At 63.7% G+C, this 22180-nt stretch carries 21 protein-coding genes; 15 read left to right on the forward strand and 6 right to left on the reverse strand.

Going from position 1 to position 22180, the window contains the following annotated elements:
• Positions 1 to 27: 27 nt before the first annotated feature.
• Positions 28 to 879: an SRPBCC family protein gene (locus B6S44_RS21710; protein WP_129158971.1), complete on the reverse strand. Its 852-nt coding sequence runs from the start codon at positions 877 to 879 to the stop codon at positions 28 to 30.
• A 19-nt stretch (positions 880 to 898) separates the two neighbouring features.
• Positions 899 to 2392 carry an NAD-dependent succinate-semialdehyde dehydrogenase gene (locus B6S44_RS21715; RefSeq protein WP_129158972.1) on the reverse strand — a complete coding sequence of 498 codons (1494 nt, stop codon included), beginning with the start codon at positions 2390 to 2392 and terminating at the stop codon, positions 899 to 901.
• A 112-nt stretch (positions 2393 to 2504) separates the two neighbouring features.
• Here B6S44_RS21715 and B6S44_RS21720 point away from each other — a divergent pair, with 112 nt between their 5' ends.
• From B6S44_RS21720 to B6S44_RS21760, 9 genes are all read left to right on the forward strand, one after another.
• Positions 2505 to 2981, forward strand: coding sequence for an acyl-CoA thioesterase (locus B6S44_RS21720; RefSeq protein ID WP_129158973.1), 477 nt, complete (start codon positions 2505 to 2507; stop codon positions 2979 to 2981).
• A complete protein-coding gene (locus tag B6S44_RS21725; RefSeq protein WP_129158974.1) occupies positions 2978 to 3760 on the forward strand; it encodes an enoyl-CoA hydratase/isomerase family protein in 783 nt (260 codons plus the stop codon). Before B6S44_RS21720 ends, B6S44_RS21725 begins: the two co-directional genes overlap by 4 nt.
• Positions 3761 to 3762: 2 nt before the next feature.
• Entirely contained in the window at positions 3763 to 4641 is an 879-nt protein-coding gene (locus B6S44_RS21730; RefSeq protein ID WP_129158975.1) for an FAD binding domain-containing protein, read from the forward strand.
• Positions 4638 to 5123 carry a (2Fe-2S)-binding protein gene (locus B6S44_RS21735; protein ID WP_129158976.1) on the forward strand — a complete coding sequence of 162 codons (486 nt, stop codon included), beginning with the start codon at positions 4638 to 4640 and terminating at the stop codon, positions 5121 to 5123. Before B6S44_RS21730 ends, B6S44_RS21735 begins: the two co-directional genes overlap by 4 nt.
• Positions 5120 to 5878 (forward strand): N-acyl homoserine lactonase family protein, encoded by a 759-nt coding sequence (locus B6S44_RS21740; RefSeq protein WP_129158977.1) that lies wholly within the window; start codon positions 5120 to 5122, stop codon positions 5876 to 5878. The genes B6S44_RS21735 and B6S44_RS21740 overlap by 4 nt, the downstream gene beginning before the upstream one ends.
• Entirely contained in the window at positions 5875 to 8274 is a 2400-nt protein-coding gene (locus tag B6S44_RS21745) for a xanthine dehydrogenase family protein molybdopterin-binding subunit (RefSeq protein WP_129158978.1), read from the forward strand. Before B6S44_RS21740 ends, B6S44_RS21745 begins: the two co-directional genes overlap by 4 nt.
• A complete protein-coding gene (locus B6S44_RS21750) occupies positions 8271 to 9029 on the forward strand; it encodes an SDR family NAD(P)-dependent oxidoreductase (RefSeq protein WP_129158979.1) in 759 nt (252 codons plus the stop codon). The genes B6S44_RS21745 and B6S44_RS21750 overlap by 4 nt, the downstream gene beginning before the upstream one ends.
• Positions 9030 to 9052: 23 nt before the next feature.
• Positions 9053 to 10570, forward strand: coding sequence for a class I adenylate-forming enzyme family protein (locus tag B6S44_RS21755; RefSeq protein ID WP_129158980.1), 1518 nt, complete (start codon positions 9053 to 9055; stop codon positions 10568 to 10570).
• A gap of 151 nt (positions 10571 to 10721) precedes the next feature.
• On the forward strand, positions 10722 to 11714 hold the full coding sequence (locus B6S44_RS21760; RefSeq protein ID WP_248309701.1) for a winged helix-turn-helix transcriptional regulator: 993 nt from the start codon (positions 10722 to 10724) through the stop codon (positions 11712 to 11714).
• A 13-nt stretch (positions 11715 to 11727) separates the two neighbouring features.
• Here B6S44_RS21760 and B6S44_RS21765 read toward each other — a convergent pair whose 3' ends face one another.
• Positions 11728 to 12951: an ABC transporter substrate-binding protein gene (locus B6S44_RS21765; RefSeq protein WP_129159097.1), complete on the reverse strand. Its 1224-nt coding sequence runs from the start codon at positions 12949 to 12951 to the stop codon at positions 11728 to 11730.
• A 298-nt stretch (positions 12952 to 13249) separates the two neighbouring features.
• Between B6S44_RS21765 and B6S44_RS21770 the strand changes: the two genes are divergently transcribed.
• From B6S44_RS21770 to B6S44_RS21795, 6 genes are all read left to right on the forward strand, one after another.
• A complete protein-coding gene (locus tag B6S44_RS21770) occupies positions 13250 to 14020 on the forward strand; it encodes an ABC transporter ATP-binding protein (protein ID WP_129158981.1) in 771 nt (256 codons plus the stop codon).
• A gap of 1 nt (position 14021) precedes the next feature.
• Entirely contained in the window at positions 14022 to 14756 is a 735-nt protein-coding gene (locus B6S44_RS21775) for an ABC transporter ATP-binding protein (RefSeq protein ID WP_129158982.1), read from the forward strand.
• A gap of 11 nt (positions 14757 to 14767) precedes the next feature.
• Positions 14768 to 15652: a branched-chain amino acid ABC transporter permease gene (locus B6S44_RS21780; RefSeq protein WP_129158983.1), complete on the forward strand. Its 885-nt coding sequence runs from the start codon at positions 14768 to 14770 to the stop codon at positions 15650 to 15652.
• Positions 15652 to 16638, forward strand: coding sequence for a branched-chain amino acid ABC transporter permease (locus B6S44_RS21785; RefSeq protein WP_129158984.1), 987 nt, complete (start codon positions 15652 to 15654; stop codon positions 16636 to 16638). Before B6S44_RS21780 ends, B6S44_RS21785 begins: the two co-directional genes overlap by 1 nt.
• A gap of 17 nt (positions 16639 to 16655) precedes the next feature.
• Positions 16656 to 17813, forward strand: coding sequence for an iron-containing alcohol dehydrogenase (locus B6S44_RS21790; RefSeq protein WP_129158985.1), 1158 nt, complete (start codon positions 16656 to 16658; stop codon positions 17811 to 17813).
• Between the two features lie 198 nt (positions 17814 to 18011).
• The gene (locus B6S44_RS21795; RefSeq protein ID WP_129158986.1) at positions 18012 to 18848 is read left to right on the forward strand and encodes an alpha/beta fold hydrolase; all 837 of its coding nucleotides are present in this window, start codon (positions 18012 to 18014) and stop codon (positions 18846 to 18848) included.
• A 321-nt stretch (positions 18849 to 19169) separates the two neighbouring features.
• Here the strand turns inward: B6S44_RS21795 and B6S44_RS21800 are convergent, their stop codons facing one another.
• The 3 genes from B6S44_RS21800 to B6S44_RS21810 form a co-directional block, all read right to left on the reverse strand.
• Positions 19170 to 20621 carry an NAD-dependent succinate-semialdehyde dehydrogenase gene (locus B6S44_RS21800; protein ID WP_129158987.1) on the reverse strand — a complete coding sequence of 484 codons (1452 nt, stop codon included), beginning with the start codon at positions 20619 to 20621 and terminating at the stop codon, positions 19170 to 19172.
• A gap of 76 nt (positions 20622 to 20697) precedes the next feature.
• Positions 20698 to 21450, reverse strand: a complete 753-nt coding sequence (locus B6S44_RS21805; RefSeq protein ID WP_129158988.1) for an SDR family oxidoreductase — start codon at positions 21448 to 21450, stop codon at positions 20698 to 20700.
• 30 nt (positions 21451 to 21480) lie between these two features.
• The gene (locus B6S44_RS21810) at positions 21481 to 22179 is read right to left on the reverse strand and encodes an ABC transporter ATP-binding protein (RefSeq protein WP_129158989.1); all 699 of its coding nucleotides are present in this window, start codon (positions 22177 to 22179) and stop codon (positions 21481 to 21483) included.
• Between the last annotated feature and the right edge of the window lies 1 nt (position 22180).

The raw sequence follows: 22180 nt of genomic DNA on the forward strand, positions 1-22180 counted from the left end.
GGACGGCAGAGGTTTGGCAATAGTTCTTCAGCCCTCTGGCGCTCCCGAACGCCGTGCCAGCAGCGCATACAGCAACTGCCGGTCAGACATGCTCGTCCGCGAGGCCTCGTGCTGTCTCCCGGCCAGATATCCGACGGCCAAGATCAGGAAGAGCAGAACGGCGGAGGATAGGTCGATGGCTGAACTGCCTGCCGGAGTGGGAAGCGAGAGCCTTGGCGGCGACCCGATCAGCAATGCCGATGCGATGACGAGGCCCGCAGCAATCAAGACCGCGATATTGAGCCATGATACCCAAGGCATCGAGGCGGATTGAGTAGCCAGCGGGAAATCAGTCAAGGGCTGCAGCCGATGGTTCGGCATCGAGTTGATGCCGGCAGCTCGCGACACAGCCTCGGTCACTTCCGGCGTTGCACTCGATCTTGAGTCTGTAGTCCCGTCCTTGCTGGCGATTTCCTCGGCGAAGCGCTTGAAGAAGGCATCGGACATCTTCCGCGCTGTCGCATCAATGAGGCGGCCGCCGAGTTGGGATAGCTTTCCACCGATCTGAGCCGACACCGAGTACCGCAGGATCGTCGCTTCTCCATCGGCCGTAAGGCGAACCTCGGCCGATCCCTTGGCGAAGCCCGCAACTCCTCCCTGCCCCTCGCCGGTGATGCGGTACCCGTTCGGCGGATCGAGATCGGACAACGTCACCGCACCCTGAAAGCGTGCCGACACCGGGCCGACTTTGATGACCGCCACAGCGGTCATCTCCGTATCGGAGTGCTTGTCGAGTTCCTGGCACCCAGGAATGCACTTCCTCAGGATCTCGGGATTGTTCAGAGCAGCCCAAACCACATCGCGCAACGCCTCGATGCGCTGCTCGCCGGACATATCCATGGCGTTTCCTCCTAGCGCTTCAGTTGGGTTGCCCGATGCCGCCGAGGCAGACGTACTTGATCTCGAGGTAGTCCTCGATCCCGTACTTCGACCCTTCGCGACCGAGACCCGATGATTTTACGCCACCGAAGGGGGCGACTTCGGTGGAGATCAGACCCTCGTTGGCTCCGACGATGCCGGCTTCCAGCGCCTCTGCCACTCGTATCACGCGGCCGATGTCACGACTGTAGAAGTACGCAGCCAGACCGAACTCGCTGTCATTCGCCATGGCGATCGCCTCCGCCTCAGTCTCGAACCGGATAAGGGGCGCCAGCGGGCCAAAGGTCTCCTCTTGGAAAACCAAGGCAGACGATGAAACGTCAGCAAGCACCGTCGGCTCGAAGAAATTGCCTCCGAGATCGTGCCGCTTCCCGCCGGCTACGACGCGCGCGCCCTTCGCCAGTGCGTCGCGGACATGTTCCTCGACCTTGTCGGCTGCAGCGGCATTGATGAGCGGCCCCTGTGTCACGCCCTCGCTCATCCCGTCACCGACCTTGAGTTGTCCAACGGCCGTCGCAAGCTTCTCGGCGAAGCGATCATAGACACCGGCCTGAACCAGGAAGCGGTTCGCGCAGACACAGGTCTGCCCGGTGTTGCGATACTTCGAGGCCATCGCCCCCTTCACCGCCTCATCTAGGTCGGCGTCGTCGAAGACGATGAACGGGGCATTGCCGCCCAGTTCCATGCTCGTCTTCTTCACCGTTGGAGCGCACTGGGTAAGCAGGATCGAGCCCACCCGCGTCGAACCGGTAAAGGAGAGCTTGCGCACCAACGGGTTCTCGCAGAGCTCCTTGCCGCACTCGGAAGACGGACCGGTCACAATGTTGCAGACGCCGGGAGGCAGGCCAGCGCGTTCGGCCAGCACCCCGAGCGCCAGTGCCGAGAAAGGAGTCTCGCTCGCCGGCCGAATGACGCCAGCGCAGCCCGCCGCCCAACCTGGCCCCGCTTTGCGGGTGATCATCGCCGCCGGAAAATTCCACGGCGTAATCGCCGCAAAGACGCCGATCGGCTCCTTCTGGACGATGAGGCGGCGCCCAGCGACCGGTGTGGGAATCGTATCGCCGTAGACCCGCTTCGCCTCTTCGCCGAACCATTCGATGAAGGAGGCAGCGTAGGCGATCTCGCCTTTCGCCTCAGCGAATGGCTTGCCCTGCTCGGCTGTCATGATGCGCGCCAGATCGTCCTGGTTCTCCATCATCAGATCGAACAGCCGACGCAAGATCGCGGCCCTTTCCTTGCCGGTCTTGGCTCGCCAGGCCGGTTGGGCCTTATGCGCGGCGGCGATCGCTCTTGCGACCTCGTCGCGCCCGAGCGACGGCACATGCCCGATGACCGCGCCGGTTGCCGGATTGGTCACCGCGATGACATTGCGGCCGACGGTACCGATCCACTCGCCACCAACGAGGTTCGCTTCGAGAAATAGACCGGGATCGGAGAGGGATTCCCGCAGCCCTCTGATCGGCTGAGCCTTCATTGCACATCCTCCTGTCGCACCGATTTCGCTCTGGCTTTGCGAGTTGCCGTCGCGCCTGGTGCCTTGACATGTCCTAACACAGTCTAATAATGCAAGTCACTAGGAGGAGACAATGGTGGACCAAGAAACCACTGCCCCTAAGGCGACATTCGACCGAGCCATCCGAGGGCGTCGCCGGGACTACGCATTGGCGCGCCCCATCCCGACGCGCTGGATGGATAACGACGTCTACGGGCATGTGAACAACGTCGTTTACTATTCATTCTTTGACACGGCGGTGAACGCGGCGCTGATCGAGCGCGGTCTGCTTGACCCCGCTTCGAGCGAAGTGATCGGCCTCGTGGCCGAGACAGGCTGCCGCTATCACGCTTCTCTTTCCTTCCCGGAAGAGGTGACGGCGATGCTGCGCGTCGCCCATCTGGGCCGCTCCAGCGTTCGGTACGAGGTCGGGCTATTCACCGATGGCGATCTGGCCGCCGCGGAGGGCCATTTCGTCCATGTCTATGTCGACAGCCGTACGCGCCGCCCGACCGCATTGCCCGAACCCGTTCGCACATTTCTCGAAACACTCCGAGTGGAACGCGCATGACTAGCATCGAGGGTATCGATATCACGCGCGAAGGCGTGATCGCGACCGTCACGTTGAATCGTCCGGAGCGGAAGAACGCCGTCACCTTCGCCATGTGGCAGGCGCTCGCCGATATTTTCGGAGAGTTCGGGCGAGACGAAACCCTGCGGGGCGTTATCCTCACCGGCGCGGGCTCGACCTTTTCCGCCGGTGCCGACATCGGTGACTTCGAACAGAACCGCGCCTCGACCGAGCAAGGAATTGCTTATGAAGTTGCGGTCGACGCAGCCTGCGATGCCATTGCCGCGCTAGGGCGGCCGGTCGTGGCCGCAATCCGCGGTCATTGCTACGGCGGCGCCTGCAATCTCGCCATGGCATGTGACTTCCGCATCATTTCTGCCGACGCTCGGATGGCGATCCCCGCCGCTAAGCTTTCTATCGTGTACGGCGTGAAGGGCACGGCCCGGCTGCTGGCGTTGGTCGGCCTTGCGGAAGCGAAGCGCATCTTCTTCTCAGCACAAGGCTTCAACGTCGCACACGCCCTGCGTATCGGCTTCGCGCAAGGGGTCGCGGAAGATCCGCTCGCAGCCGCGAAAGAGCTTCTCGATGACTTCTCGGATTTGGCGCCGCTCTCCATTGCCGGAGCCAAGGCCATTCTGAATAGCCTCTCGATGCGCGATCTTCCCTTCGAGGCTGAAGGCGCCAACGCACACATCCTGCGCGCCCTGAACAGCGCCGACTATTCCGAGGGCCGAGCCGCCTTTGCTCAGAAGCGGTCGCCGCGCTTTCAAGGACACTGACGATGAAACCGGCAGCCTTCGACTACGTCCGCGCCGAGAGCGTCGCGCATGCGGTCGATACGCTCGCTGGCGCAGGCGGCGATGGCAAGATCATCGCGGGCGGGCAGAGCCTGATGCCGATGATGAACTTCCGCCTCGTAAAGCCGTCAGTTCTCGTCGACATCAACGCGATCGCTGGTCTCGACCGGGTAGAACGCGATGACTCGCGCCTGCGCATCGGAGCATTGGTGCGCCATTTTATGACGGCGCGCGATCCGATCATCGCCAGGCATGCCCCGGTCGTGTCGGAAGCGATGAAGCATGTAGCCCATCTGACCGTCCGCAATCGCGGGACCTTCTGCGGCAGCGTGTGTCATGCTGATCCAGCCGCTGAGATGCCGATGATGACGGTGCTGCTCGATGGCAGAATCCATGCCGTTTCCAGTCGGGGTACGCGCACGATCCCGGTGCTCGACTTCTTCGCTGGCTCGCTCGTGACCACGCTGGAACCGGACGAGCTCGTCGCCGCTATCGACCTCGCGACCATTCCCGAGGGCATGGGGTACGGGTTCCACGAATTCGCCCGGCGCCATGGCGACTACGCGCTGGCCGCTGCCGCCGCACTGATGCGTCGCGAAGACGGTCGGGTGAAGGACATCCGCATCGCGGTGATGGGCGTCGGCGAAATGCCGAGCCGCATCGCGGCTGCCGAAGATCAACTTGAGGGCACAGAGCTGACAGATAAAGCCGTCGGCCGCGCCGTCGCTGCTTTGCGTGCGGCGATTTCGCCCGGTTCTGACCTGAATGCCTCGGCCGACTATCGGCGCCATTTGGCGGGAGCGCTCGCTGGCCGTGCGATCCGTGACGCCTGGTCCCGGGCCAAAGAGGCTGTGCCGGCATGACAACCGCCAAACGTGAGATTTCCGTCATCGTAAACGGGCTTCGACACAGCGTATTGGTCGAGCCGCGCATGCTGCTGAGCGACATGCTCCGACAAGAACTCGGGCTCACGGGAACACATGTCGGTTGCGAGCACGGGGTCTGCGGGGCCTGCACCATCCTCCTGAACGGGCGCAGCGCTAGATCCTGCCTGACGCTCGCTGTCCAGGCCGATAACGCCGAGATCGAAACCGTCGAGGGACAGGGAACCATTGAGGACCTCGGACGGGCCCAGCGCGCGTTTCGCGACCATCATGGCCTGCAATGCGGCTTCTGCACGCCCGGCTTCATCATGACCATCACCGACATCCTGCGGAACCACGCTCCGTCAAGCGACGACGAGATCCGCGAGGCGCTGTCCGGAAACATCTGCCGCTGCACAGGCTACGAGCACATCGTCGACGCCGTGCGCGAGCTTGTTCGCGAAAAGGAGGCTAGGCCATGAAGCTTCACTTCCTGTCGGGCGGGCGGTTGCGCATGCGCCGATCGATCTACCAGCCCGACGCCGCCAAGGAGGAGACGCTAGAACTGCCGGTTTCCTGCGCGCTGATCCGCCACCCGCAGGGCAATGTGCTCTTTGACACCGGTTGCAATCCGCAAGCTGCGGCAGATCCGGAAGAGCGCTGGGGTGGCTTGGCCCGGGTCATGACGCCGATCTTCGAAGCCCGTGACACGGTCGTACCGCAGCTCGCGGGCCTCGGTCTCCTACCGAGCGACATCGACATCGTGGTCTGCTCCCACCTTCACCCGGATCACTGCGGCTGCAACGAAGCCTTTCACCACGCGACGATCATGTGTCACGCCGCTGAGCTCGATACGGCCAAAGCCGAGGGCGCAGAAAAGCAAGGCTATCTTCCGAAGGAGTGGAACCAGCCTAACGGCTTCACCACCTTCGACCAGCGGCATGATCTGTTCGGCGATGGTCGGATCGTCCTTGTTCCTCTTCCCGGCCACACTCCGGGGACGACGGGGGCTCTCGTGCAGCTCGACCGGGACGGTCAGTTCCTGCTTGCCGCCGATGCGGCGCCGATGCGCTCGTCCCTCGATGGCATCCTGCCCAAGAACAACTGGAACCAAGAGTTCGCCGCCACCACCATCGCCGAAATCAGGCGTCTGGAGGCCGAAGGCGCCACCGTGATCTTCGGACACGACGACGCGCAATGGGCAGCGTTGCGCAAAGGCCGGGACTTCTACGAATGAGCCAGGTCGATGCCTCGGTCGAGCTGCGGCCCAAGCTCGTTGGCGCGCGCGTCAAGCGCACAGAGGATCCGCGCCTCCTGTCCGGCAACGGGCGCTATGTCGACGATATGACGCCCAAGGGCACACTTCATGTCGCCCTGCGCCGCAGCGACCAGCCCCACGCCATGATCCGCGCGATCGATCTCGGTGACGTCTTCGACGTGCCAGGCGTCGTCGCCGTCTTCGACGCCACAGATCTCGAAGGTGATCTCACCCCGGCGATCCCAACCTCGAAGATGAAGAACTACTATGCGACCCCGATCTGGCCTCTGGCGCGTGGCAAGGTGCGCTATGTCGGCGAACCGGTCGTCGCGGTCGTGGCCGAGAGCCGCTACGCTGCCGAAGACGCTCTCGAACACATCACAATCGACTACGAGCCGCTGCCGTTCGCCATCCGGCAGGTCGACGCCGTCGCCCCGGACGCGCCGCTCCTCCACGAGGAGGCAGGGACGAATGTCATCATCTCCCGCGAGTTCCAGCGAGGAGAGGTCGACGAGGTCTTCGCACAGGCGCCCGTCACAGTCCGCGCGCGTTTTCGGATGACGCGCAAGACTGCGGTGGCGATGGAGACGCGGTCCTATCTCGCCGAATGGGACCGCCGCAAACGGGCACTGACCCTGCATTCCTCGACCAACATACCGGGGATCATCCGGGACGTTCTGTCCGGTTGCCTCGACCTGCCGGGCAACCGCATGCGCGTCGTCGCCCCCGACGTCGGCGGCAGTTTCGGCGGCAAGGGCTCGCTCTATCACGAAGAGCTCCTCGTCTGCGTGCTGGCACGCAGGCTCGATCGGCCGGTGAAGTTCGTCAGCGACCGGCTGGAAGACCTCACCGCGACGAGCCAAGCCTTCGACGAGCTGATGGATGCCGAGCTCGCGGTCGACGAGGAAGGACGCCTGCTCGGACTGCGCGCCGACGTGATCGGCGATATCGGCGCCTATTCGATCTATCCCTGGACGGGCGCGCTCGAACCCGTCCAGGTCGTCAGCTTCCTGCCTGGTCCCTATCGGATGGCGGCCTATCACGGTCGCATTCGCGGCGTTCTCACGCCTAAGCCTCCGACCGGGCCGTATCGCGGCGTCGGCCGGCCGGCATCGACCTTTGCCATGGAACGACTGATCGACATGGCCGCGCGCAAGCTGGGACTTGATCCAGCCGAGATGCGACGGCGAAATCTCGTGAATGCCGAGGAGTTCCCCTACCGCACGGGTTCCGGGATCATCTGGGATCGGTCAGCCTTTCAGGAATGTCTGCAAGCTGCATGCGATTGCGCCGATTACCCGGCGCTGTTGCGCGAGCGCGACGAGGCGCGCAACCAGGGGCGCTGGGTCGGGATTGGCTTCGCCAGCTACGCGGAACTGACGGGCATAGGCTCGCGTATCGCGGTCGCGCCCGGCATGCCGATCAACACAGGAATCGAGACGGCGAAGATCACGATCGACGCCACCGGTGCCGTCACCGCGGATTTCGGAATCTCCTCCCATGGCCAGGGGCTAGAGACGACCCTTGCCCAGGTCATCGCCGACGAGCTCGGCTGCCGCATGGAGGACATTGAGGTTCGCCACGGCGATTCCGCACTCGTTCCGATGGGGACCGGAACCTACGCGAGCCGCTCCGCCGTGCTCGCGGGCGGCGCGGCGACCAAGTCCTCCCATGTCGTCAAGGCGAAGGTACTCAAAGCCGCCGCTCATCTGATGAAGGTCCCAGTCGAGGACCTCGAGGCCTCGCAGGGCATCGTCAGGTCCCGTTCCTCCAACCGCTCGCTGAACTTCAAGGAGATCGCTCACGCCGTCTACGCGCAGATGGGCCGCATCCCACACGACCAGCGCGAGGACCTCGTCGCCATGGAGAGCTACGATCCGTATTTCGGCACGGCCTGCTCCTCGACGCATCTCGCCATGGTCGAGATCGACCCGGAGACCTACGGCGTGACGGTGAAGCGCTTCGTCGTCGCCGAGGATTGCGGCCGGATCATCAACCCGATGATCGTCGACGGCCAGGTCCAAGGCGCCGTGGCGCAGGGCATCGGCGCCGCCCTGCTCGAAGAGGTCGTGCACGACGACGACGGCCAATGCGTCACCGCCAGCTTGGCCGACTATCTCGTCCCGGTCGCCTCCGTCATTCCGACGATCGGCATCGTCCATGTCGAGGCTGAACTGCCCGGCACGATCGGCGGCTTCCGCGGCATGGGCGAAGGCGGAACCATCGGTGCTCCGGCTGCGATCGCCAATGCCGTCTCGGACGCGCTTTCCCCCCTCGGCATCGAAATCGACACGCTGCCCGTCACGCCGGACCGGATCTTCCGGCTCGTCGAAGCGGCGCGCGCTGCCAACCCCACTGAAAGGACCACGGCATGAATCTCTCTCTTGCAGGCAAGGCCGCCCTCGTAACCGGCGCCGGCCGCGACGTCGGCAAGGCGATCGCAATCGAACTCGCCGCCCAGGGCGCCGCGGTCGCGGTCAATTACCAGTCGAGCGCCGAAGAGGCCGAGGCGGTCGTGGCCAAGATCGCGGGGGCTGGCGGCAAGGCGATCGCCTTCAAGGCCGACATCTCCGACTTCGCCGAGACCAAGGCGATGGTCGACCGGATCGTCTCCGAATTCGGCGGCATCGACATTGTCGTCAACAATGCCGGCGTCGCGCAGCGGGCGCGCTTCCTCGAGACCACGCCCGACCAGTGGAAGCGCCACATCGACGTCGGGCTGCTCGGCACAGTCAACACCTCCCAAGCGGCCCTTCCCCATATGGTTCAGGCCGGCAAGGGTGGGCGCATCATCTCGCTGGGAGGCGACAGCTCGCGTATCGGCGAAGCCAATCTGTCGATGGCCGCGGCTTCTCGGGCGGCGACGATCGCTCTGGTCAAGTCGCTCGCCCGTGAGTTCGGCCGCTACGATATCACCTGCAACGCGGTGACGCTCGGCATGATTCAGTCGGCCCATTCCGACCCGGCCTGGCTCGCTGAGAACCTGCCCAAGATGGTCAAGAACTATCCGTTGAAGCGCATCGGCCAACCCTCCGACGTCGCGCCGATGATCGCGTTCCTCGCCTCAGCCGACGCTGCCTGGATCACCGGCCAGACGATCAGCGTCAATGGCGGCTTCGCGATGCTCTGACCTGGCGCCAAGGGAGGACGCCCATGATCATCACAGACCTGATCGCCCCGATCGGTGAGCTCCTGCGCAGACAGGCCACCAATCGACCGCAGGCGCCGGCCTTCCGGGACAAGGCACGCGCCGTGAACTATGGTGAACTTGCGGATCGCACGGCCCGCATCGCCGCCCATTTACAGTCGCGCGGCGTCCAGCCTGGCGAGCGCGTCGCGATCCACCTGCCCAATTCCGTCGACTGGGTAGAGGCGTGTCTCGGCATCGTCAGGGCCGGCGCGGTCGCCGTGCCAATCAGCTTCGAGGCGACGATAGAGGAGATTGCCTACCGGCTCGACGACTCGCAGTGCGTGGCCGCGTTCGGCCACATCGCGAAGCTGGACCTGTTGCGACAAGCATCCGGAAGCGTCGCAGTCGTCACGCTGGAGGACGGCCGCGGCGCCCCCTTCGAAGATCAGACGGCGCCCACCCTCGCCCCGCGCGATCCGCCTGACATGGAGCGCCCGGCTTTCATCGTCTACACCTCCGGCACGACGGGCCGCGCCAAAGGCGTCGTGCTCTCGCTTCAAGGCATGAGCTGGGTCACGGCGGCTTGCTGGGCCCCGATCGCCGGATTGAACGCCGACGACTACGTGCTCAACGCGCTACCGCTCTATCACAGCTACGCGCTCAACCTCGCCGTCGTCAGCATCGTCGCGACCGGCGCCAGCGAATATCTGATGGAGAGCTTCTCGACCTCCCGTCTCGCCGAGGTTCTGGCCGAAGAGCCAATCACATTGCTGCCCGGCGTGCCGACCGTCTTCCACTACATGCTTGAACGCGCGAAGGAGGAGGGTCGGCGCACGCTCTCACGCGTCAGAATCTGCCTGTCGGCCGGCGCGGTTCTTCCCGGACCGCTCAACCAGGAATTCGAGAGCTGGTTCGGCGTCAAGCTGCTCGACGGCTACGGCATCACCGAGACCTCGACCATGGTCACGATCAACTCTCCGCAAGGCGCGCGTTTCATGGGCTCCTGCGGCTTGCCGCTGCCCGGGCTCGCGACCCGCATTGTCGACCTCAACGACCGCGACGTCGAGCGCGGCGGTGAAGGCGAGCTGATCGTACGCGGGCCAAACGTCATGCTCGGCTATCACGACAACCCCGAGGCGACGGCCTCAGCCCTGCGGGACGGCTGGTACCGCACAGGCGATCTCGCCCGCTCGGACCACTTCGGCTTCCTGTCCATCACCGGGCGGCTGAAGGAGATCATCATCCGCGGCGGACAGAACATCGCGCCGGTTGAGGTCGAGGAGGCGATCTTCGCCCATGAGAGCGTGCTGGACTGCGCGGTCGTCGGCATGCCCCACGAGTTTCTGGGCGAGGTTCCGGTCGCATTCGTCATTCCGCGCGAAGGGCATCAACTCGACGAGGAGGCCATTCTGACGCACTGCAGGGCGCGGCTTTCAAGCTATAAGACGCCCCAGGCCGTCCACGTCGTGGGTACGATCCCGAGAACGGGCTCCGGCAAGGTCCAGCGCTTCAAGCTGAAACAATTGCTGATGGAGGGCTGAGCCCATTCTGCACTCGCGGGCGGCACTCGCGAGCGGTCGGTTCCGCGTCAGGTCGTATACAGCTAAAAGGACTGATGAACTTTAACGCTCGAAAGGCGCTCGCGTGAGGATTGCCGCAGCAAAGAAAGGAGCGGGCGAGGAGGCTGAGCACGTGTCCGAGGGCGAAGAGGCTTTGACCGCTGTACTTGAGCGCAATTGCTCAGTTGGACGGGCAATCGCGATCCTTTCGGATGCGTGGGCATTTCTCGTCATCCGCGAATGCCTGTTTGGCGCTCGGCGCTTCGATGATTTCCAGGCTCGCCTGAAGGTGCCGCGTCAGACGCTGACGGAGCGCCTGAAACGCCTGACCGATCAGGGAATCCTCAAGCGCGCGGCTTACCTCGACCGGCCCCTGCGCTACGAGTACCGTCTCACCGAAATGGGGATTGACCTCTACCCCAGTATGATCGCGATGCTGCGCTTCGGCGACAAGTGGCTCGACGGCGTGCCGAGAATCCCCCTGCGTTTGATCCACAAGAACTGTGGCTGCCACAGCGAGCCGATCGTGGCCTGTTCGGCTTGTGGTGAGGAACTCAAGGCCCGTGAGGTCAGCTATCGCGACGGTCCGGGCGCAGGACGAAGCGCGCCGATCGAGTTCCGACGGTCCCGCCGCTCCTCCGACAGCGAGCATTACAATCGTGGCCGCCCCTCGTCCGTCTCCCGCACATTGCAGATCATCGGTGATCGCTGGACCTTCAAGGTCTCCCGGGAAGCGTTTCTGGGCGCGCGTCGCTTCGACCAGTTCGAGGAGCGGCTGAACATCGCGCCGAACATCCTGACCGACCGACTCAACCGCCTGGTCGACAAGGGCATCTTCGAGCGGCGTCTGTATCAGCGCCTTCCCGACAGGTTCGAGTATCGGCTCACTTCTATGGGGCTGGATCTCTATGGGCCATTTGTGGCCATCCTCGCCTGGGGCGACCGTTGGCTTTCACACGGCGCGCCGCCGATGATCCTGACCCACAAGACCTGCGGCCAGGACTTCACGCCACAGGTCGTTTGCGACAAATGCCGGCAACCCATCCATGCCTGGGAAATGGCTTATGAGCGCAACTACGACATGACCGAGGACGGCGAAATCCGGATCAGGGAGTACGACCCCTGATCCGGACATCTGGTCACTTCTTGACGAGTGGGCAAGTGCTCTCAGAAAGCGGCCTGAATGCCTCGTCCCGAGGGATGGTCTTGACCAGCTTGTAGTAGTCCCAGGGCGCCTTCGACTCCTTGGGCGTCTTCACCTGGTAGACGTACATGTCGTGGATGAAACGACCATCCTCCCGGATGATGCCGTCCTTGGCGAAGAAGTCGTTGACGGGCGTCGATTTCATTTTGGTCATGACGGCCTTCGCATTGTCTGTGCCAGCGGCTTCAATCGCCTTCAGATAGTGCATGGTCGAGGAGTAGTCGCCTGCATCGCCCATGTGCGGCATGCGTCCCATTTTCTCGGAGAAGCGCTTCGACCAGGCCCGCGTGGCCTCGTCGCGATCCCAGTAGAAGGCGTCGGTGAGGATCATTCCCTGAGCGGTTTCCAGCCCCAGGGCGTGGGTATCAGGCAGCCAGACGAGTAAGCCGGCGATGGTCTGGCCCCCGTCCGAGATGCCGTAATCCTTGGCCGATTTCACCGCGTTCACGAAGACGGTTCCGGATCCGGCAATGGCCACGACCTTTGCCTTAGACGCCTGGGCCTGCAGCAGGAAAGAGGAGTGATCCATCGTGTCGATCGGATAGCGCACCGAGCCCGCGATGGCGCCCTTAGCGGCCTTCACCGCCGCCGAAGTGTCGGCCTCCAGAGCGTGGCCAAAAGCATAGTCGGCGGTCAGGAAGAACCAGCTCGTGCCACCCTTTTCGATCAATGTCTGGCCCGTGCCCTTGGCGAGCGCGTAGGTGTCATAGGCATAGTGGATGCTGTTGGGCGTGCAGGCGTCCATCGTCAGCCGCGACGTGCCCGAGCCGTTCACGATCGCAATCTTGTCCTTTTCCTTGGCGATGGACACGACCGACAGGGCGATCGACGAGTTGATCAGGTTCGCGATCATGTCGACTTTCTGAACGTCGAACCATTCGCGGGCCTTGGCGACCGCGACCTCGTTGCGGTTCTGGTGGTCGGCCACAACCACCTCGACGGGCTTGCCGAGGACCTTGCCGCCGAAATCATCGACCGCCATGCGGACGGCGGCCACGGAGCCGGGGCCGGCCTGATCAGAAAACTGGCCGGACATGTCCGTCAGAACGCCGATGCGGACGACGTCATCGGAAATCCCCGACGACTGAGATCGCGCTGCCGATACCGCGAAACCAGACACCGCAGCGGTCAGCGCCAGCGCGGCCAGATGCTTTTTCATCATGTTCCTGCCCTCCCTCGAAGTTCCTCGCCGGCAACGCCTTGTCGCGTCCGGCAGCGCCCATTCGGGCCATTTCAGCCTTCCGGGGTTCCGTGATCCCGATTGACTTTCATAACTAGACTAACTATTCCGGGATCAGTCAAGACGGATCGAAAACGCCGTCGGAGATGCGAGCGAGACAACGCCCGCCGATTTGGGAGAGGAACTAATGCCTGCTGTCGCGAGCTTGATGACGCGTGCGGAAAATGGCGGAGCAACACCTGCGATTGCTGCTCAGGACAAGCGCCATACTCGCACTATGAGCGAGAATGTGCCGGTCCTCGAGGCGCGCGGCGTCACCAAGTCGTTTGGCGGCTTCGTTGCGGTTCAGAATCTCAATTTGGAAGTCAACCGCGGTGGCGTGCACGCTTTGATCGGCCCGAACGGCGCGGGCAAGACGACAGTCTTCAACCTTTTGACGCGCTTCATTCAGCCGACAGCTGGCCAGATCATCTTGATGGGCGAGGACATCACCACCCTTGCGCCGGAATTTGTGGCGCGTCGCGGGTTGGTTCGCTCCTTCCAGATCTCGGCGACCTTCGAAAAGCTAACGGTCTCGCAGAACATCCGGATCGCACTGCAGCGCCCACATGTCGATGCCTGGCGTTTTCTCGGGACCGGCGCCGATCGCGGCAAGACCGAGGCCCGGATCGCGGAACTGCTGACGAGCTTCGACCTGACGGCCTATGCGAACTGGCGCGCCGGCGACTTGCCTTACGGACGCAAACGCGCGCTCGAACTGGCGGCAACTATGGCGACCGACCCGCAAGTCATGCTGCTCGATGAGCCGACGCAGGGTCTCGGATTCGAGGATGTCGAACGCGTCGCCGATCTGATCAAAGCCATAGGAGCGACCCGGACCGTGTTGATGGTGGAACACAACATGAGCCTCGTTTCCCGCATCGCCGGCCGCATCACCGTTCTGCGGTCAGGCGCGATCATTGCCGATGGCGACTACGCCACCGTCTCGCGCGATCCCCAGGTTGTCGAGGCTTATCTCGGCTCCGGACGCCGCAGGGCGAGGCATTGATATGATCGCTCAGACAATGTCGCAGGAAGCTGCTGCAACGCCGGCCCTCCGCGTGCGTGATCTTCATGCCTGGTACGGGCATTCCCACATCCTGCACGGCATTTCCTTCGACGTCGCGGCGGGAGAAGTCGTAGCGTTGCTCGGCCGCAACGGCAGCGGCCGCTCGACAACCCTGCGCGCGATCATGAACCTGGTCGGACGGCGAGAGGGCTCGATCCTGGTCGCCGGCCGGGAGACAGCAAGGCTGCAGCCCCATCACATCTCGCGTCTTGGCATCGGCTATTGCCCGGAGGAGCGCGGCATTTTCGCGAGCCTGAGCTGCGAGGAGAACCTGCTGCTGCCGCCGCGGATCCGCGACGAGGCGATGCGGGACGACGAGATCTATGCGTTGTTTCCCAATCTTCTCCGTCGGCGCGACGCGCCCGGGACGAAACTCTCAGGCGGCGAACAGCAAATGCTCGCCATCGCCCGCATCCTTCGGACTGGCGCTCGCACCCTCCTGCTGGACGAGATATCCGAGGGCCTCGCGCCGGTCATCGTCGACGCGCTCTTCGACCTGATCCTGAAGCTGCGCGAACTGGGATTCACCATCCTGCTCGTCGAGCAGAACCTCCACTTCACCGCACCGCTGGCCGACCGCTTCATCGTCATCGAGCGCGGCAAGGTCGCGCTTGAAGTCGAGGCGAGGGATCTCGAGGCCAGCACGGCAGCCATCGAGCGCTTGCTCGGCGTCTGAGGGAGAACGACATGACCATTCTCGGCCTGCCGATCCAAGTCCTGTTCGGCCAGCTCACCATCGGGCTCATCAACGGTAGCTTCTACGCGCTGCTCAGCCTCGGCCTGGCAATCATCTTCGGGCTGCTCAATGTCATCAACTTCGCGCATGGCGCCTTCTTCATGCTTGGCGCCCTGGCAGCGTGGCTCGCCCTGACCGTCGGGGGTGTGAACTACTGGTGGGCGCTCGTCCTCGCTCCGCTTGTCACAGGGCTCTTCGGAATCGTCGTCGAGCGCCTGCTTCTGCGCCGCTTGCAGGGGTTGGATCACCTCTACAGCCTGCTTTTCACGTTCGGGCTCGCGCTCGCGATCGAGGGCACGGTGCGCGACATCTACGGGACGTCGGGCCTTGCCTACCCAGTTCCGGCGGCACTGCGAGGACCTGTCGATCTCGGTTTCATGCGGCTGCCGGCCTACCGCATCTGGGTCGTCGTCGTGGCGCTCGTGGTTTGCTTCGGCACCTGGGCACTAATCGAGAAGACGCGGATCGGTTCCTACCTGCGCGCTGGGACCGAGAATGCGCGGCTGGTGCAGGCGCTCGGCATTAACGTGCCGCTGCTCGTCACGCTGACCTACGGCTTCGGCGTGGCGTTGGCGGGTCTCGCTGGCGTGCTGGCCGCCCCGATCTATCAGGTCCAGCCGCAGATGGGCTCCAGCATGTTGATCATCATCTTCGCCGTCGTCGTCATCGGCGGTTTGGGTTCGACCATGGGCACCATCCTGACGGGCCTCGCGCTGGGGGTGATCGAGGGGCTGGCGAAGGTGTTCTATCCGCAGGCGTCCTCGACGGTCGTCTTCATGATCATGGTCATCGTCCTGCTGCTGCGCCCCGCCGGCCTCTTTGGGAAGGAAGCCTGATGATGAACCGTCTCGCTCCGCTCGCGCTGCTGGCGCTCGCCGGCTTCCTTCCCGTGGCCGGCGTCTACCCGCTGTTCCTGACGAAGTGCCTGACCTTTGCGCTCTTCGCCATGGCCTTCAATCTGTTCACGGGCTATGTCGGCCTGCTCTCGATTGGTCACGCTTCCTTCTTCGGGATGGGGGCCTACATCGCCGGCTACGCGGCGAAGGCTTGGGGTGTGCCCACTCCCTTTGCCCTCCTAGCAGGCATCGCTGTCGCGATCGCGCTTGGAGCAGCTTTCGGCGCGATCGCGATCCGCCGCCGCGGCATTTATTTCGCGATGATCACACTGGCCCTCGCGCAGATGGTGTACTTCTTCTGCAGTCAGGCGCCGTTCACGGGAGCCGAGGACGGGCTCCAGAACATTCCACGTGGCACGGCTTTCGGCCTGCCGCTCGGAAACGACCTCGTTTTCTACTACTTCGTCTTGGCTTTGACCGTACTGGCTTATCTCTTCATTCAAGCCGTCATCGCCAAGCCGTTTGGCGAGACGCTTCAAGCCATCCGCGACAACGAGCCGCGCGCCATATCACTCGGCTACGACGTGCGCTCCTACAAGCTCGTCGCCTTCACGATCTCCGCGGCAATCGCCGGACTGGCGGGGGGCCTCAAGGCCTTCGCGCTCGGCGTAGCGACGCTTCCCGATGTCCACTGGACGCAGTCTGGAAACGTGATCCTGATGTGCTTGCTCGGCGGCATGGGAACTGCCCTTGGTCCGATCATCGGCGCGATCGTCGTTGTACTGCTGGAGAACCAACTCGCCAGCCTGGGCGTGATCCACCTCGGCTTCTTCAGCATCGACTTCTCGACGAAGGCTCCGATCGTGATCGGCATCGTCTTCATGCTGTGCGTATTGCTCTTCCGACGGGGCCTCGTCGGTGAACTCATTGCACTCCTGGGCAAACGCGGGTTGGCGACCGAGACGGCGTCAAGGCACACACCCTGACGGCAGCGGAAATCGATATGAACGACTTCATCTTCAATACGACGAAGACCATCGTCTCGCAGCTGGGGGCTGCGACCCGGATCGCAGAGATCGTGACCCCGGTTCTCGGCTCGCGCATCGTTTTCGTTACAGACGCCGGCCTTCGGCGTGCTGGCCTGCTCGAACCGGCGCTCGCGTCGCTACGAAATGCTGGCGCCTCAGTCGAGATCTTCGACGAGGTCGTGGCTGATCCGCCCGAAGCCAACGTGCTCTCGCTGGTCGGCGTAATCCGCGAGCACGGAGCTACAGGTGTGCTCGCCATCGGTGGAGGATCCCCGATGGACGTTGCGAAAGTTGCTGCGTTGATTGCGGGTGGCGGCGAGCAGCTTTCCGAGGTCTATGGCGTCGATAAAGCTCGAGGCCCACGCTTGCCACTGGCCCTAGTGCCTACGACCGCCGGGACCGGTTCAGAGGTGACGCCGGTCGCGATCATCACCACTGGCGAAGCGATGAAGGCCGGCGTGGTCTCGCCGCTGCTGCTGCCCGATATCGCCATCCTGGACGCCGAGCTCACCATCGGCCTGCCGCCCGCCGTGACCGCGGCGACCGGCATCGATGCCATGGTTCATGCCATTGAGTCCTATGCCTCTACCTCCGCAAACAACAACCCGATTTCCCAAGGCCTTGCCCGCCAGGCCCTGCGATTGCTCGGCGCCAACATTCGCGAGGCGACATTCAATGGCACCAATCGCGAGGCGCGCGCCGCCATGTTGCTCGGCTCACTCTTCGCCGGGCAGGCCTTCGGCAACTCGCCCGTGGCTGCGGTTCATGCGCTGGCCTACCCGATCGGAGGGCATTTCCACGTGCCGCACGGATTGTCGAACGCCCTCGTGTTGGCCCCGGTAATTCGGTTCAACCTTCCGAAGGCCCGGCACATCTATGCGCAAATCGCGGTCGACGCGTTTCCGGAACTCGCCACTGTAGCCTTTGACCTCCGCGGCGAGGCCTTCGTGGACAAGCTGGTCGAGCTCAATCGGGAACTGAAAGTCCCGCAGGGGCTCCAAGCAGTCCACATTCCGCGTGAAGCACTACCCATGATGGCTCAGGACGCGATGAAGCAGACGCGCCTGCTCGTCAACAACCCCCGCGCTATGACCTATGATGACGTGTTGGGGATTTACGAGGAGGCATTCTGACTGCAGCGAGCTGGCCGGCGCGCAAGAAGGCTTTACGCATGTTCATTTCCCGGCCTTCTCTACTCGAAAGCGCCGGCAGCTTCCTGCTAGGCCTAGCGGCTTCTGCTCTTTCATCTGCCTCGTTCTCGTGAACGAAACACGTGCGGAAGATGCCCGCAGCGCGTCCGAAGGTCTATGAGACGGGCTGGGAGAAAATATATGCTTTATGTTCAGTCGAACGGCGCCCTGCTCTATGCCGAAGAAACCGGCAAGGGCACCGCCATCGTCTTCGTTCACGAGTTCGCGGGCGACCTGCGCAATTGGGAACCCGCCATCCGCGTTATGGCCCGCCGCTATCGCTGCATTGCCTTCAACGCGCGCGGCTATCCGCCATCCGATGTGCCCCGGGATGTATCGCAATATAGCCAGAGCCTCGCGGTCGAAGATATCCTGAACACGTTGGACCATTTCGATGTCGAGACCGCCCATGTCGTGGGCTTGTCGATGGGCGGCTATGCCACACTAAATTTCGGCATTCAGCATCCCGAACGTACTCGCTCCTTGACGATCTGCGGCGCCGGCCACGGCTCAGATTCCGACAAGCGCGAGAAGTTTCTCGCTGACAGCGATGCGCTCGCGGAACGGCTCCTCCGACTGGGGATTGAGGAAGGCATGTCCGACTATATGTCGGCTCCCGCCCGACGGCGTTTCGCCGAGCGCGATCCGCGCGCCTGCCAGCAGTTCATGCGACAGCTCGCGGAGCATTCTGCACTTGGCTCAGCGTTGACAATACGCGGCTGCCAGTTGCGGCGGCCGACCATCTACGAACTAGGCGATCGAATGGACCGCATCTGCGTGCCGGCACTGATCATCACAGGCGACGATGACGAGGCGTGCATCGAGCCCGCACTCTTCATGAAACGGCAGATCGCAGACGCCCGGCTCTGGGTGATGCCGCGCGTTTCGCACAATGTGAATCTCGAAGAGCCCGAAGCCTTCAACCGCGTCGTGCTCGACTTCATCGACGAAGCCGAAGCCAACCTCAGGATCGCGTGACATGGATCCGGAGCTCGCCAACAAGATTGCGCACGGCCATCGACGCACGACTTTCCGAGCTTCGCATGTTTGCCATGGTGACGAAGAGCGCCTTCGATGGAGCAAGCATTCTGGCTAGCCTGTGCGAGAGCTGCGTTCTGCACGCCTTTCGTTGTGCGATATGATGAACCTGCCGCGGCTGCTGGGTGAACAGCCCGTGGGCGGCACGTCGACCGAAGGCGTCGTGTGACGCGCGCCGCAGTGCACTATCGCAAATCTCCGCCTAGAGCGGCATGGCCCTCATCTGTGCGGCTGCGGCAAGGCGCTGCAGCGCGACGGCCTTCACGCGCCGAGACCACCCATCAGCATGTACTTGATCTCGACGAACTCCTCGATGCCGTGGAGCGAACCCTCGCGGCCGAGGCCGGACTCCTTGACGCCGCCAAAGGGCGCGACCTCGGTGCCGAGAATGGCCGAGTTGACGCCGACCATGCCGTATTCGAGCTCCTCGGCGACGCGGAAGGCGCGGCCGAGATCCTTCGTGTAAAAGTACGCTGCCAGGCCAAAGGGCGTGTCGTTGGCCATCGCGACGACTTCGTCCTCGCTATTGAAGCGATAGACCGGTGCTATCGGCCCGAAGGTCTCCTCGCGGGTGACCAGCATCTTGGTGGTGACGCCAGAGATCACCGTCGGCTCGTAGAAGGTGCGGCCGAGCGCATGGCGCTTGCCGCCGACCATCACCTTGGCGCCGCCTGCGACCGCGTCGGCGACATGGCGTTCGACCTTCTCGATCGCGCGCTCGTTGATCAGCGGCCCCTGCACGACGCCGACCTCGACGCCGTTGCCGACCTTCATCTTGGCGACCTCGCCGGCGAACTTCGCGACGAAGTCGTCATGGATGCCGTCTTGGACGAAGAGCCGGTTGGTGCAGACGCAGGTCTGGCCCATATTGCGGAACTTGGCGATGATCGCGCCCTCGACCGCCTTGTCGAGATCGGCATCGTCGAAGACGATGAAGGGCGCATTGCCACCGAGCTCAAGCCCGACCTTCTTCACCGTCGTGGCCGCCTGCTGCATCAGGAGCTTGCCGACCGGGGTCGAGCCGGTGAAGCCGATGAAGCGCACCGCCGGATGGCTGGTCATCACGCCGCCGATCGCGACGGCGTCGCCGGTGACGATGTTGATGACGCCCTTGGGGAAGCCGGCACGCTCGGCGAGTTCGACCAGCGCGAGCGCGGTCAGCGGGGTATCCGGCGCCGGCTTGACCACGAAGGTGCAACCCGCCGCCAGGCCCGGCGCGCATTTGCGGGTGATCATCGCCGCCGGGAAGTTCCAGGGCGTGATCGCGGCGCAGACGCCGAGCGGCTGCTTGGCGACGATGATGCGTGAATTCGGGAAGGGCGAGGGAATGGTCTCGCCATAGATGCGCTTGGCTTCCTCGGCGTAGAACTCGACGAAGGAGGCGGCGTAGGCGACCTCGCCGCGCGCTTCCGTGATCGGCTTGCCCTGCTCGGCAGTCATGATCTGGGCGAGGTCCTCCTGGTTGGCCATGATCAGGTCGAACCATTTGCGCAGGACGAGGGAGCGTTCCTTGGCGGTCTTCTTCGCCCAAGGCTTTAAGGCGCGCGCCGCCGCCTCGACGGCGGCCGTGGTCTCGTCAGCGCCGAAGCGCGGCACCTTGGCCAGCACCTCTCCCGTCGCCGGATTGTCGACCACATCGACGCCCTCGCCGATCCAGGCGCCGTCGACATGGCACTGCGACTTCAGGAGAGTCTGATCGTTCAATTGCAGCATGGTATTTCCGACAGTTTGATCAGGCGCTCATTCCAGCACGGCGGATGACCAGCCTGCAGCCCTTGCATTCCGGTGATCACCAGATCGAGGTCCCACCATCGACCGTCAATGTCGAGCCGACGGCGAAGCTCGCCTTGTCCGAAGCCAGCCAGACGATCGCCTCCGCGATTTCTTCAGGGCGGCCCATGCGATGGACCGGCGCGCGATCGTCCAGTTCCTTCTTCATCGCCGCCGGATCAGCCGCCTGCGCGAACATTTTGTCAAAATAGGGCGAGTGAATCGTGCCGGGTGCCACGCAGTTCACCCGGATTCCGTCGGCCGCATGGTCGAGCGCCATGGCCCGGGTCAACGACACAACACCACCTTTCGAGGCGACATAGGCGGCTCGATCCGCAATCCCGATGCCTGCGGTGTAAGATCCAGTGTTGACGATGGCGCCGCCGCCTTGCTTCGCCATCACCGGGATGACGTGTTTCGAGCACAGGAAAACACCCTTGAGGTTGACCGACATGAGTCGGTCCCAATCATCCTCTGCGATCGAGACGACGTTGCCGCGGAAGCCGAAGCCGGCATTGTTGACGAGCACGTCGATTCGTCCGAACGAGTCGGCCACAAGCTCGACCATCGTGCGGACCTCGGAGTCCTTGCTGACGTCGACCTTGCAGCCGATGCTGCGTCCGCCAAGTTCCCCGGCGGCTTTCTCGGCGGCGGAGCCATCGACGTCGGCGACGACGACGCTCGCCCCGTGACGAGCGAAGAGCCCAGCGGTGGCGCGCCCGATCCCGCTCGCACTCCCGGTGACGATCACGACCTTCCCTTCGAAATCCATACTATCTCTCCATCTCGCGTAAGGCTCGGGCTAGTGCAGGTCGGAATCGGCGAGCGAGGAATCGGGCAAGGCATCCTGCCTCGACGTCTCGCCGCGCTCGATCACGTAGATCTCGTCGGCGAAGGAGCGCAGCAGGCTCGGATTGGATTCGGTAATCAGCAACCCGAGTTCGCGGTCGACCTGTCGCAGTTCGCGCAAGGCCGCGCCGTAGCGCTGTGCCAGGACAGGAGCCAGCCCCTGGAACGGCTCGTCGAGCAGGATCACCCGCGAGCCGGCGACCAGGGCGCGGCCGAGCGCCACCATCTTGCCCTGCCCTCCCGAGAGACCGGCGGCCGGGCGCGTTCGCATCGCATGGAGTTCCGGGAGGACGCCGTAGACCAGCTCCATGCGCCGCCGCAGCTCCGCCGCGGAGAGCTGCATCACCTCGCCCGGGAAGCGCAGGTTCTCTTCCAGCGTGAATGAGCCATTGAGCCGGCGATCCTCGGGTGCGTAGCCGATACCGAGGAAGGGCCGGCGATGGGACGGTACGTCCCGCAGATCGCCGCCATCGAAGGTTACGCGGCCGCCGGTCAGCTTGAGAAATCCCATGATCGAGCGCAGCACGCTCGTCTTGCCGGCGCCGTTGCGACCGATCAGGGCGACCGTTCCGCCCTTCGCGATTTCGAGAGTAGCGCTGCGAACGACGGTCACGCCGTCGATCTGCGCCGAAGCCTGTTCGACACGCAGCATG

The organism is Allobosea sp. Tri-44, from assembly GCF_004123845.1.
Classification (GTDB): Bacteria; Pseudomonadota; Alphaproteobacteria; order Rhizobiales; family Beijerinckiaceae; genus Allobosea.

Bases quoted from the DNA above. Each gene is read 5' to 3' on its own strand.
- B6S44_RS21710 (WP_129158971.1), bottom strand. From the start codon at position 879: ATGGATATGTCCGGCGAGCAGCGCATCGAGGCGTTGCGCGATGTGGTT.
- B6S44_RS21765 (WP_129159097.1), bottom strand. From the start codon at position 12,951: ATGAAAAAGCATCTGGCCGCGCTGGCGCTGACCGCTGCGGTGTCTGGT.
- B6S44_RS21800 (WP_129158987.1), bottom strand. From the start codon at position 20,621: ATGCTGCAATTGAACGATCAGACTCTCCTGAAGTCGCAGTGCCATGTC.
- B6S44_RS21740 (WP_129158977.1), top strand. From the start codon at position 5,120: ATGAAGCTTCACTTCCTGTCGGGCGGGCGGTTGCGCATGCGCCGATCG.
- B6S44_RS21745 (WP_129158978.1), top strand. From the start codon at position 5,875: ATGAGCCAGGTCGATGCCTCGGTCGAGCTGCGGCCCAAGCTCGTTGGC.
- B6S44_RS21730 (WP_129158975.1), top strand. From the start codon at position 3,763: ATGAAACCGGCAGCCTTCGACTACGTCCGCGCCGAGAGCGTCGCGCAT.
- B6S44_RS21795 (WP_129158986.1), top strand. From the start codon at position 18,012: ATGCTTTATGTTCAGTCGAACGGCGCCCTGCTCTATGCCGAAGAAACC.
- B6S44_RS21775 (WP_129158982.1), top strand. From the start codon at position 14,022: ATGATCGCTCAGACAATGTCGCAGGAAGCTGCTGCAACGCCGGCCCTC.
- B6S44_RS21790 (WP_129158985.1), top strand. From the start codon at position 16,656: ATGAACGACTTCATCTTCAATACGACGAAGACCATCGTCTCGCAGCTG.
- B6S44_RS21785 (WP_129158984.1), top strand. From the start codon at position 15,652: ATGATGAACCGTCTCGCTCCGCTCGCGCTGCTGGCGCTCGCCGGCTTC.
- B6S44_RS21805 (WP_129158988.1), bottom strand. From the start codon at position 21,450: ATGGATTTCGAAGGGAAGGTCGTGATCGTCACCGGGAGTGCGAGCGGG.
- B6S44_RS21750 (WP_129158979.1), top strand. From the start codon at position 8,271: ATGAATCTCTCTCTTGCAGGCAAGGCCGCCCTCGTAACCGGCGCCGGC.
- B6S44_RS21755 (WP_129158980.1), top strand. From the start codon at position 9,053: ATGATCATCACAGACCTGATCGCCCCGATCGGTGAGCTCCTGCGCAGA.
- B6S44_RS21725 (WP_129158974.1), top strand. From the start codon at position 2,978: ATGACTAGCATCGAGGGTATCGATATCACGCGCGAAGGCGTGATCGCG.
- B6S44_RS21770 (WP_129158981.1), top strand. From the start codon at position 13,250: ATGAGCGAGAATGTGCCGGTCCTCGAGGCGCGCGGCGTCACCAAGTCG.
- B6S44_RS21810 (WP_129158989.1), bottom strand. From the start codon at position 22,179: ATGCTGCGTGTCGAACAGGCTTCGGCGCAGATCGACGGCGTGACCGTC.
- B6S44_RS21715 (WP_129158972.1), bottom strand. From the start codon at position 2,392: ATGAAGGCTCAGCCGATCAGAGGGCTGCGGGAATCCCTCTCCGATCCC.
- B6S44_RS21735 (WP_129158976.1), top strand. From the start codon at position 4,638: ATGACAACCGCCAAACGTGAGATTTCCGTCATCGTAAACGGGCTTCGA.
- B6S44_RS21780 (WP_129158983.1), top strand. From the start codon at position 14,768: ATGACCATTCTCGGCCTGCCGATCCAAGTCCTGTTCGGCCAGCTCACC.
- B6S44_RS21720 (WP_129158973.1), top strand. From the start codon at position 2,505: ATGGTGGACCAAGAAACCACTGCCCCTAAGGCGACATTCGACCGAGCC.